The sequence below is a fragment of the Luteibacter flocculans genome, from assembly GCF_023612255.1.
Taxonomy (GTDB): Bacteria; Pseudomonadota; Gammaproteobacteria; order Xanthomonadales; family Rhodanobacteraceae; genus Luteibacter; species Luteibacter flocculans.
The window spans coordinates 1,185,589-1,198,765 of sequence record NZ_CP063231.1; the positions used below are offsets into that span (position 1 = coordinate 1,185,589).

The 13,177-nt window shown below is 64.7% G+C and carries 1 protein-coding gene; it reads left to right on the forward strand.

Going from position 1 to position 13,177, the window contains the following annotated elements; all coding sequences use genetic code 11:
• Positions 1-19 precede the first annotated feature (19 nt).
• Entirely contained in the window at positions 20-12,859 is a 12,840-nt protein-coding gene (locus IM816_RS05110; protein ID WP_250340030.1) for a hemagglutinin repeat-containing protein, read from the forward strand.
• The last annotated feature ends 318 nt before the right edge of the window (positions 12,860-13,177 follow it).

The following is a 13,177-nucleotide window of genomic DNA, read 5'->3' on the forward strand; positions in this document are numbered from 1 at the left end:
CCGACAAAGGGACAAGGTCATGACGATCAAGGCAACGATGGGCCACCGGTACGGTGCGGTAGCGATCTCGACAGTGCGCTCGCTGGCCCTTGCGGTCGCGCTCGCGACGCTGGGCATTCCCGTGGTGTCGTGGGCACAGCAGGTGCCGGACGCGGCGGCGGGAGCGCATCGCCCGACGATGGATTCGGCGGCCAATGGCGTGCCGGTGGTCGATATCGTCGCGCCGAACGCGGAGGGCGTATCGCACAACAAATACCAGCGCTTCGACGTCGACCAGCGCGGCGTGATCCTCAACAACAGCGCCAACATCGTGCGTACCCAGCTCGGCGGCTATGTCGCCGGCAACGACAACCTCAAGGGTGGCGAAGCGTCGCTGATCCTCAACGAGGTGACGTCTGCGTTGCCGAGCAGCCTGCGCGGCTACATCGAGGTGGGCGGCAAGGCTGCGCCGGTCGTGATCGCCAACCCCTATGGCATCACCTGCGACGGTTGCGGCGTCATCAACAGCCAGCGCTTCACGCTGACAACGGGCACGCCCGTCTTTGGTGGCAGCGGCAGCCTGGACGCCTTCCACGTTACCGGCGGCAGCATCGCCATCGGCAGCGGCGGCCTCGACGGTTCAGTCGCGGATCGCACCGATCTGATCGCGCGCGCCGTGCAGTTGAACGGTCAGCTGTGGGCGAAGGATCTGTCCGTCGTCGCGGGTAGCAATGACGTCAATTACGCCGATGCCGGTGTGCGCGTGAACGCTACGGACGCTGCCCACCCGGCGGTCGCGATCGACGTGGCCGCACTCGGTGGTATGTACGCGGAGAAGATCCGTCTTGTCGGCACGGAAGCAGGTGTCGGCGTGGTCAGCAGCGGCGCGATCGCTGCGCAGGCCGGTGACCTGACGCTGAGCAACGCCGGTGAAGTGCGTTTGGGCGGCACGACCGTGGCGCTCGGCAATGCCTCGCTCGATGCCAGCGGTCCGGTGACCGTCGACGGCACGTTCGGCACGCAGAATGGCGCGGCGTCCCTGACCAGCGGCAGCACACTCACCGTTCCCGGCCGCGTGATTGCGGGCGGTTCGCTCACGGTGAATGCCGCGGGCGACGTGGTCTCGTCCGGCCGGTTTAGTGCGGGAGGGAATCTTGCGGTCTATGCCGCAGGCGCCGTGCGCAATGCAGGACTCATCTACTCCGATCAGGCGTTCGACCTGCGTGCGAATGCGCTGCACAACGAAGGCACGATCTACGGGCTTGGCGGCGGCTCGATTCTCGCCAACGGTCTCTTCGATGCCACGGCGGCGAGCACGCTGCATGCTGGCGGCGCGTTGGCGATTGACGCGGGTGGCGTCGCCACGAACGGCATCGTGGATGCAGGCGGTGCATTGACGCTGTCCAGCCGTAGCGATGCCAACTTGGCGGGTGCGGTACAGGGCGCCGGCAGCGTCGCCGTACGCGCGACGAACCAATTGAACAACGGCGCGACGATCGTCTCGGGCGGTCGCCTCGATCTGCAGGCCGCCCGGGTCAGCAACCTCGCTTCGGGCATCGTGTCCTCGGGCAGCGATCTGGTGGTGAACGCGGCAGGCGACGCCTTCAACCAGGGCACGCTCTACGCCGCCGGTGGCGTGGTGGTCAATGCAGCGTCGCTCACACAAGCGGCAGCGGCTCAGCTCCATGGCGTCGCCAGTGCGCAGGTGACGTTGGCCGGGAACCTGGTCAATAGCGGCACGCTCGTCGGTGGCGGTGGGCTTGCGGTGAACGCGCGCTCCATCGCCAGCGATGGCGAGTTGGGCACGCAGCAGGGCGATGCGGCGCTCGTTAGCGGCTCGGATATCACCCTCACCGGCACGACGGTAGTCGACGGCAGCTTGAGCCTGCGGGCGCCGGGCACCGTCACGCAGCAGGGCCAGCTCACGACCGCGAACCTCGACGCCGAGGTCGGTTCGCTCGCAAACAACGGCGAAACATATGCGCGCGGCGATGCACGACTGCATGCCTCGCACGACCTATCCAACACGGGTTCGTTGTATGCCGACGGGCAGCTCACGCTCGGTGCGGACGGCACGCTGACCAACAGCGGCACGCTTCACGCAGGCACGGAACTCGCGCTCCACGCCGCGTCGATCGACAGCTCCAAGCAGATCGACGCGACCCGCGACGTCACCCTCGACGCGCAGACGATGCGTCTTGCTGGCAACGTGCAGGGCGGTCGCGATGTGGCGTTGACCGTGGCGGGTGGCGTAGATAACGCGGCAGCCGTCGTTGCGGGGCGTGACGTTACCGTACAGGCAGGCTCGCTGACGAACAGCGGTGCGATCTCGGCGACACATGACCTCGCCCTCGATGTTCAGGGCGACGTCGACAACGCCGGTCAGCTGTACGCGGGTCACGGACTCGACATCAGCGCCCATGCACTGACCGTCGGCACTGCTGGGGCGGTCAGTGCCGTGGATACCGCGACGCTGACACTTCAGGACGCGCTCCGCAATGCCGGCAGTGTGGTGGGTGTGCAGTCGCTGGCCGTCGATGCGCAGAGTATCGATTCCACCGGCTCGGTGGGCAGCAGCATGGGCAGCGCGGCGCTGACGACGCGCGGTGATCTTCACCTTGGCGGCGTGGCGTCAGCTGCAAGCGCGTTCTCCGCTCATGCAGCGGGCAACGTACTTCTCGACGGTACGCTCACGGGCACGTCGTTGGATCTGGCTGCACAATCGATGACGCTCGCTGGCGCGATCCATGCCACCGGCGACGCCGTACTCGACGCTGCGCAGAGCATCGCCCTCGGTGGCGATGCCTATGCCGATGGTGCGCTGACGGTTCATGCGGCCAGCATCGACCAGTCCGGTACGACGCACGCCGGTGGCGACCTTGCACTGAAGGCGGCGAGCATCGTCACGCACGGTACGCTCGACGCCGGCAACGATCTGCTGTTGACCGTCGACGCCGCGTCGCTGGCAGGTCGCCTGCAGGCAGCGCGCGATGTGCATGTCCAGGCGAGCGGCACGATGACGCAGGCCGCGACCGTGGTTGCGGCACGCGATGTCACGCTGGGTACGGCGCACTTCGATGGCGCCAAGGAGGCCGCGGTCAGCGCGGGGCGCAACCTCACGCTCACCGCATCGCAGGACGTCGTCAATGCGGGTGTGCTCTATGCGGGCAATCTGCTCGCATTGAACGCCGCCAGCTTTACTCAGACGAGCGACGGACAGGTTCATGCGGCCGATCATGTATCGCTGGATGTGTCGGGTGCGCTCGACAGCGCAGGCGCCATCATCGGTGGCAACGGTCTCGCGATCAATGCGGGTAGCCTGAGCAGCACGGCGCAGCTGGGCAGCACGGCCGGCGACGTGTCGATCGCGACGACACTGGGCGATCTCTCGCTGGTGGGTACCACGGTCTCGGCAGGTCGACTGGATGCGACATCCGCAGCTGCGTTTGCTCAGTCGGGTGCGCTGAGTACTGCCGCCGCGACACTGACCGCCGCCACGGACATGACCCTGGCCGGCGACGTGTCGGCCAACGGCGCGGTGGGGTTGAACGCGGGGCGCGACCTTCACAACACCGGCAGCGTCTACACGTCCGGCACGTTGAGCCTGCAGTCGACGGGCAATCTCGATAATCGCGGCAGCCTGGCGTCGGAGCAGGGCCTTACCGTCGATGCGGGCGCGTTGACGCAGGCCACGAACGGCGCCTTGCAGACGAACGGCAATCTGGCCGTCACGGCCGGCAGTATCGACAGCAAGGGCACGCTGGCGAGCGCACATGACGTCTCGGTGGCCGCGCAGGACGACGTCAGCCTGTCCGGAACCACGCAGGCCGGCGGTGCGCTGGGCATCGCCACGACCGGTGCGGTGAACAACGCCGGCAAACTGCTGGCCTCGACCTCGCTGGCGGTAACGGCGGCGAACATTAGCAACACCGGTGCACTGTCGACCGACGGCACGCTCGACCTCCACGCCACCGATGCGCTGGACAACCAAGGCACCGCTTACGCGGGCCGCAAGATCACTCTCGGAGCGAACGGCCTCACGCAGGGCGCCTCGGCCGAACTCACGGGCGCGGACGATATCGCCATCGACGTGGTCGGTGCGGTGAACAACGCCGGCAAGATCGTCGCCGCGAAATCGCTCGACGTGAAGGGCGGCAGCGTATCCAGCACCGGCACGCTCGGCACGCAGCAGGGCGACCTGGATCTTCAGGCGCGCCGGGGCGATCTCGTGCTGGGCGGCACGGTCGTGTCGGCAGCGGCATTGAATGGATCGGCCTCAGGCGCGATCCGCCAGAGCGGCCAGTTGTCCGCCAACGCGCTGGGCTTGCATGCCGACGGTGACCTCAATGCGCAGGGCGACATCAGCGCGCTCACGGCATCCCTCACCAGCGGCGCCACGCTGACGCAGAACGGCACACTGTCCGCGAACACGATCACGCTCGATGGCGCCGCTGTGAGCAACGGCGGCAAGACATTGTCGTCGGGCGATCTCACCGTGCATGGCGGCACGGTCGACGCCTCCGGTGTACTGGCGGCAGGCGTGAAGGCCGACGGTACGCTCGACAGCGTCGGCGACCTTCGCGTGTCCGCCGATGGCGCGTTGACCGCGCACGGCAGCCTGCTTGCCGGCCACATGCTCGACACGAGGGCGAATGCGCTCGACCTGTCGTATGGCACGCAGCGGGCCGGGACCGATGCCACGTTCGTGGCGCGCGCAGGCAACATCGACCATACGGCCGGCGATCTCGCCGTCGGCGGCGCGTTGACCGCGCAGGCCTCCGGAACGCTGCTGAATCGCGGTGTGGATGGTCGCGCTGCGCGGATGCAGGCAAACACACTGCTGCTCAGCGCCGCGTCGATCGACAATGGCCACGGCCAGTTGCTGCAAACGGGCAACGCGGCGTGGGCGCTGACCACCGGCACGCTGGACAACACCGGCGGCACGATCGCCACGAACGGCAACGATCTGACCGTGCATGGCACGCGCGTCGTCAATCGCGGCGGCGGCATTCAACTGGCCGGCACGGGGCTGCTCGACGTCAAGGCCGACCAGGACATCGACAACACCCAGGGCACCCTCGCAGGCAATGGCGCGACCCGCGTCACCGCGACGACCAACCTGCTCAATGATGGCGGTCTGATCAACGCGCATGGCGCCACTACGATCGCCGCCGCATCGCTCAGCAATACGGCGAACGGCGCGATATCGGGCAGCGCGCTTGGCGTGACCGTCGGCAACGGAGTGAACAACGCGGGTGGCCTGCTCCAGGCCACGGCAGGCGACCTCACGCTGTCTGCGGCCGGTCTGTCCAATGCCGGCGGCACGATCCAGTCCGCACCTGCTGCCGTGACGCTTGGCGTCAACGGTACGCTCGACAACGCGACAGGCACCATCGCGGCCGGCACGCTGGCCAAGCTCACGGCGGCCCAGGTGAACAACGCCGGTACCGTCACGGCCGGCCAGCTCAGTGTGCAGGCAACCAACACGATCGCCAACGTCGGCGGTCGTCTGCAGAGCCGCGGCGCGCTCGACCTTCGCGGCACCAACGGCATCAACAACAACGCGGGCAGCATCGAGGCGAACGGTGCCACCACGCTGACCTCGGCATCCGTCTCCAACGTCGGCGGGCGCATCGCGAACGCCAGCGGCGTATCGACCCAGGTCACCTCAGGTGGCGGCATCGACAACCGTGGCGGCACGCTCGGCGGCCAGGGCGACGTCACCCTTTCCGGTACGTCGATCTCGAATGCCCAGGGCGGCACGCTCGTGGCGGCGGGAAGCATGACGCTCGGCACCGGCCAGTTGGACAACAGCAACGGCACGGTCTACGCCGGCAACACCTTCAACTTCGTCAATGCCGGCGCATCGGCAATCAACGCGGGCGGCAAGATCACCGCGGGGCAGCAGCTCAACCTCACGCTGGCGAGCCTGAACAACAGTGGCGGCACCGTGCAGGCCGGCATCGATGGTGTGGGTGGTGTCGGCAACGTCATGCTCGATATCCGCAGCCTCGTCGGCCAGGGCACCATCGTCGCCAACAACACGCTCGGCATGCACCTGGTGGGCGACTACGTCCAGGCAGCAGGATCGAGCATCAAGGCCAGCGGAGGCTTCAGCCTCGCGGTGGACGGGCAGTTCGTCAACAACGGCAGCATCCAGGCCGTGAACGGGCTGACGATCAGCGCGGCGAACATCACCAACAACGCGGGTGCGCTGCTCAACTCCGCCAATACGCAGCTCAACACGGGCGGCACGATCACCAACGCCGGCAGCATCCAGGGCAATACGGTCGGCATGACGGCCGGTGCGGTGAACAACACCGGCACGATCATGGGCGGCAACGTCACGATCCAGGCCGGTAGCGTGGTCAACGGTGCCGACTTCGGCCAGGCGACCGGCAACGCGGCTTATCAGAGCGGGACGATCGCCGCGACGGGCAGCGTGGACATCTACACGAGCTACCTGCTCAACCGCGACGCGCAGATCTTCAGCCTCGGCAACATCAACGTCGCGGGGGCGCGCCGTAACGGCCAGGGTTTGTTCGATACACGCGCGGGTCAGATCGACAATATCTCCGGTTCGATCCAGGCGCAGGGGAGCATCCTGCTCGCTGCGAACCAGATCAATAACGTACGCCGTGTGTTGAACACGACCGACCACGTGCTGACGGCCGAGGAATCGGCCGCTTCGCAGCCCTTGCCGGTTTCGGACTATAAGCACTCGGTCAACAAGGTGCAGGAGTACGAGACCTACACCGAGTACCACACCATCCAAGAGACCGTGGTCAATGCGGCCAGCGCGCAGTCGCAGATCCTGGCCGGCGGAAACATCTCGCTCTACGGTTCGGTGACGAACAGCACCTCCACCATCGCGGCCAACGGCTTTCTCGCCGTGAACCAGCAGGGCGCCGGTGGCGGGACCGGCATGGTGCTCGGTAACGAAAACGTCGCCAACCAGTCGCTCGCAGCGGGCCGCACCATTCAACAGGTGGCCGTGACCCATCACATTCGTTGCGGATGGGATCCCAGCCTGTGCGACCCGGAAGACGAAAAGGAGTACTACACCTACCGACCCAACACGGATCCCTCGACCTACCTGCACGACAACTACACCGCACTCGGCGCGGTGATGACGGGCTCCGGTGGTGTCGCCATCAGCGGTGTGAACGTCTCCAACGGCGGTGTCACGCCGGATGGCCGTTCGGTTGGTAACACGCGCCTGGACCCCAATGCGCAGGCCATCGGCCTCGCATCGTTGAACAAGGGCAGCGCGCAGGGTGCGGCGGGTCTGCCGGTCGGTGCGCAAGTCGATCCGGCAACCGGCCACGCGCCGCAGGTGCTTGGTGGCGCAGGACAACCGTTGGCCGGCGTGACGCTTCCCACGGGGGGTATCTACAGTGTTCGCGGTGCGAGCGGCAGTGACAGCGTAGCCGTCGATGGGCCGTCCGCAGGCGGCCAGATTACCGCCGCCAGTGCCGGCGAACGCACGGCCGTCGGCAATGTCGGCGCGGATCAGCTCTCCGCACTGGCGGGCGGTGTCTCGGCGCGCAACGTCGGCCTGATGGGTAATGCGTACCTCACCGCATTGCTGGGCCATCCGCCTAGCGGCAACTACCTCATCGAAACCAATTCGCGCTTCGTCGACTACAGCCAGTTCATCAGCAGCGACTACCTGCTGGACAAGCTAGGCGTCGACCCGGCACGCACGATGATGCGTCTCGGCGACGGCTTCTATGAGCAGCAGCTGGTGACCCAGCAGGTGACGCAGCTCACTGGCCGCACCTATCTCTCCGACTATTCGAGCGGGTTGCAGGAATACCAGTCGCTGATGAACAACGCCACGCACGTGGCGCAGGCGATGAACCTGAGCGTGGGCGTGGCACTGACGGCGGAACAGGTCAGCGCACTCACCCAGGACATGGTCTGGATGGTGCAGCAGAACGTGGACGGCCACGAGGTGCTGGTTCCGGTGGTCTACCTGGCGAACGGCACCCTGGCCCTCACGGCGCAAGGCGCGGTGATCGCGGGCAAGGACGTGAGCATCGAGGCGTCGGGCACTCTGTCCAACGGTGGCTTGATCCGCGGCGAAAACAGCACGCTGCTCACCGCGCAGGATCTGCTCAACAGCGGTCGCATTTCCAGCGGCGGCCTCACGGCGATCAGCGCTACCGGGAATGTAACCAACCTCAACGGTCGCATCGACGGTGCTGGCGTCAGCGTGATCGCGGGAGGCGATATTCGCTCCGAGAACGTGGGCGGACTGATCGGTCGCGGCATGGATGGTGCAAGCATCACCGCCACGCAAGGCCTGCAGATCAGCGCAGGACATAACCTTTCGCTCGATCACACGGCGGTTACCGCAGGCGGCGACGCGCTGCTGACGGCGGGCCATGACCTGAGCTTGGCCGGGCAGGGCGTGTCGGCGGGCGGAAGCCTGGCGCTGGCCGCGGGGCACGATCTGTCGATCGCGTCGAGCGTGACCACGACCCACCCGTACGCGTGGAGCAACACGCTCACCGGCACCACGGCCAACGGGCTCACGCTCAGTGCCGGAAAGGACCTGTCGCTGGTCGCCGGCAACGACATGACCCTGTCCGCCACCACCTTGAAGGCGGGCGGCAACGCCGCCTTGCAGGCAGGCAACGACCTCACCCTGGGGGCGGTGCAGAGCGGCACGCGCTGGTCGACCCAGACGACCGCGGGCGCCATCGACGCAGGCGGTTCGTTGTCGCTGCAAGCGGGGCACGACCTCGCCGTGCAAGCCGGCACGCTGAAAGCCGGCGGCGACATGGCCCTGCTGGCAGGCCACGACCTGTCGCTGACTGCGACCAGCAACGGCACGTCGACCAAGGTCACCCACGATGTGACCACCCTCGACGCAGGCGGCAACCTTGCGGTGGCCGCGGGAAACAACGCGCTGCTCGAAGGCACGCAGATCAAGGCAGGCGGCACGGCGGCGCTCCAGGCCGGCAACGATCTCGACCTCACCACGGTAACCGACAGCACGACGAAGACGGCGAGCTGGAAGGAGGGGAAGAAGCGCGTTACGGAGACGACGACGGATGAGACCGTTCGCGGCGTGACGATCGACGCCGGTACGGGGGTGCAGATCGCCGCCGGTCACGACGCCACCCTGGATGCGACGACCGTCGCCACCAAGACCGGCGACATCACCTTGGCCGCGGGACACGACCTCACGCTTGGCGCTGAGGACGAAACGCATACCGTCGTCACGGACACCAAGAAAAAGAAAAGCGGCCTCTTCAGCAGCAAGACGACCACGACCCACGACACCAGCGAGCAGACGTTGGCCGTCGGCACGTCGCTCAGTGGCGACAACATCCACATGGTGGCCGGAAACGACCTCACTGCCATGGGTGCGACGGTCCAGGCAACCGGCGGCATCGCCGTGGCGGCAGGCCACGACGTGAACCTGCTAGCGACGACGGACACCTATAACGAGACCCACGACAAGACCGTCAAGAAGTCTGGCTTCACGCTCAACCGCGGCGGCGGCATCGTCCAGGCAGGCAAGAAGACGGTGACGAACGACGACACCGCACAGCATGTCGCCAATGGCACCCTGCTCAGTGGCGATTCGATCTCTGTCGCTGCAGGCCACGACGTGCTCGGCGAAGGCGCGAAGATCGCCGGTACACACGATGTAGTGGTGGCAGCGGGTAACAACCTGACCCTCACCACGGCCGTCGACATCTACGACGACAGCCATAGCAAGACGGTCACCAAGACGGGCTACTCCAAGAGCGGGATGAACGAGCTTTACGGGCAGGCGAAGGACAGCCGCTCGGATAGCTCGCACCAGGTGACCCACACGGGAAGCGTCGTCGGTTCCACCGATGGACAGGTAACGTTGACGGCGGGTGGTGACCTCCACCTGACGGGCACGGACGTCATCAGTAAGACCAGCACGACGATCGTCGGCAAGAACGTCACGATCGACGCTGGGCTGGACACGCTGGATACGACGCAGTCGCAGAAGCATAGCGAGGGGGGCATCACCGGAGGATTGGGCGGAGCCGCCTACGAGTTCGCCATGGGCGCACGGGACTCAGTGAGGCAGGCCAGCAGCAGCGACGATGACCGCTTGAAGGCGCTCTATGCCGTGAAGGCCGCCTATCAGGTGCATGACGCCCTTGCAGCAACAGGCAACTTCGGCAGTGTGACCGATGCTCAGAGTGCGGCGGGAGCGGCAGGCATCAACATCCAGGTCGGGATTGGTGGAAGCAGCGCGAGCAGCAAGACCACGACGCATGACAGTACGTCCTATGGCGGTCACATCACTAGCGGTGGCAACGTCACCATCGGCGCGACGGGCGGCGACCTGACCATCATCGGCGGCGAGGTTACGGGCAAGAACGTTGCCCTTGCCGCGACCAACGACATCAATCTCCTTAGCCAGTCGGAAGAGCACAGCCTCAAGAACGACTCGAAGAACTCGGCCGGTAGCATTGGCGTCAGCTTCGGCTCGGACGGCTTTGGCATCTACGCATCCGCCAGCGTCGGTAGTGGCAAGGCTCACGGCAACGGAAGCACGCACGCCGAAACAACGATCAACGCGGACGATAAGCTTACGATCGTCAGCGGCCACGACACCACCATTGAAGGCGCCCAGCTGAAGGGCAATCAGGTAGCGGCCGACATCGGCAACAACCTGACCATCCGCAGCGAGCAGGACACCGACGACTACGCCAGCAAGACCATGCAGGCTGGCGGCAAGCTCATGGTCGGCATCACCCAGAGCGGGTTTGTCAGCGGTAGCGCCTACTACGCTGCAAGCAAGATCGACAGCCACTACACCAGCGTCAACGAAGTCAGCGGCATCAAGGCGGGTGATGGTGGCTTTCAGATCGACGTTGGTGGCACGACCCACCTAGTGGGTGGACAGATCGCCAGCGCGGCCGATGCCTCCAAGAACGTGCTCAGCACGGGCGATCTGGTCTGGGAGGATCTGCACAATGAGTCGAAGTACAACGCCAGCCAAGTCAGCTTTAGTGGCGGCAGCACGATGTCAAGCAATGTTGCCGGAGCCATTGGCGCGGCGATATCCATGGCTACGCCGCACAAAGGGAACAGCAGCAGCGACACTCATTCGGGCATTGCTGAGGGCACCATCATTGTTCGGAATGATCCGGGCAAGGAGCTCAGCAGCTTAGATCGAAATCCGACGCTTGATGACGAAGCGTTGAAGAATAGTTACGACCCCAAAAAGGTGTCCGAGCAGCAGGAGTTGGCTACGCAGGCTGGCTATGTCGGAATGCGCACCGTCGGAGCTATTGCGGAGTACATGCAGTACAACGCAACGACGGACGAGCAGCGTGCGGCGTGGGCGGACGGGAGTCGAAACAAGGTAATTCTTCACGGTGTCGTCGGCGCGGCGATGGCGTCGCTTGGAGGCGGCAATGCGCTGCAGGGTGCTCTCGGAGCGGGGGGCGCCGAAGCCGCCTCGAAGGCCATGCAAGATTATTTGGCTACGACGGACGCGACGCCAGAAGAGAAGAAGACCTATATGGAGCTCGGCGCCGCCGCCATCGGCGGCGCCATCGGCGGCTCGCGTGGTGCCGCTGCCGCCCTGGACGGTGAACTGAACAATCGCCAGCTTCACCCCGACGAAACCGCGTGGATCAAACAGCACGCGACGGACTTCGCGCGGCAGGAGTGCGGCGGATGCGATCCGTCGCAAGAGCAAGTCGAAACTGCCACGGCACGGCTCGGTCAGCAGGCATCCAAGGACGTCGACTTCATCTGGAAGAGTGTTCTTGGCTCGGGGGACGATTCCGCAGCGCAGGCATACCTTGCGTCGACTGATGCAACGTTTATGAACGATCTCGGCAAGCAGCAGACGATGTTCACTGCTGAACGAGGGCAATTCTTTGCCCCAGCGCAAAACGCGCCTGACGCTGACCTGGACTTTATTGGGAAATATGTTCGCCCAGGGGCCACTCGCGACCTCACCACCGGGATGGCTCAGGAGTCGGAGAAATTCGCTTCCACCATTGGAGGGGCAATCAAGGATGATCCCTTTGGAGTGGGTAAGAACGTAGTGATCGGCTTGGGTTCCGCAATTGGCGGTGTGTTTGCGCACCCGATAGATACCTACTACGGACTGAAGGACGGATTCGTTTCGGGCGCTCAGAATATGGGCGAGGGCGCTGCCGTAAGTTTTAACCAGTCCCTTCAAGATCGGATGCAGCTGATCTATGGGCAGGACGTAAGCGGTGCGATCCAGACGGTGACGGCATTGCAAGTTACCGCCGCCCTGGGAAATGCTGTTGGTGCTGGCAAGATTGTTGGTGCTGGCGTGAAGGTCGCGGGTAAGGCTGTCGAGGCCACAGCAGAGAAGGTTGCGGTGTCTCTTGAGAAGGAGGCAGCGAAGTCGGCAGTCGACGACGCGTCGAAGATATTGGCGTCGACAGGGGACGTCGCGCCGTCAGCCGAGGCATCCGGAAGTATTGGTGCGACCAAGGGCGCGTTAAAGGGCGAGCCGGAGGTGCCTCCGAAGAATGCATCGCTGGACCAAGTGCGTGCAATCACAAGGCAGAACGAAGCGGCTGAGCTGCTCGCTGATTCGGGCTTTGATGTCGAGCAACTCCCAAATACGCGCAAGAGCGTAAGTCCTGATCTCAAGATCAACGGAATCGAGGCGGACGTGGCGTCTCCCACAACGTCCAGTCCGTACTCGGTGCGTCTGACTATTCAGAACAAAGTTGAAAGGCAAGCGGACACTGTCGTGATCAATCTCGCCGACTCACCGCTAGTGCCGGAGGATATTCAGAAGGTTGTAGAGTCCAATCCTGTAGAGGGGCTGAAGCGTGTTTATGTTATAAAAAACGGAAAGATCACGGTCATTGAGGGTTCCTGATGTCTCTTGATTTCTCACTTGAGATCGAAGAGGGGGTCGATATCCCTTCACTATTTCGGTTGGGCGAATCTCTTGGTGGTGAGATCCGCGATAGACACTTATGGTTCCCACAATCGTGGATGACATTATTCATCAGGGACAACCGTGGAAATCCTGCACCGGGAGTAGAAGATCCGGCGCTTAGTTGGCGGGTTGGCGCACGTTGCGTTGCTGTTATGCATCCGCAGAACTATGACGCTTGCTGGTATGAACTTGAACGATTCATAAGGTCACTCGCCGGACGTTTCAGCCAGCGATTCGTCCTATCGTTCGAGTATT

Coding starts and splice junctions, on each gene's coding strand:
- IM816_RS05110 (WP_250340030.1), top strand. CDS start 20: ATGACGATCAAGGCAACGATGGGCCACCGGTACGGTGCGGTAGCGATC.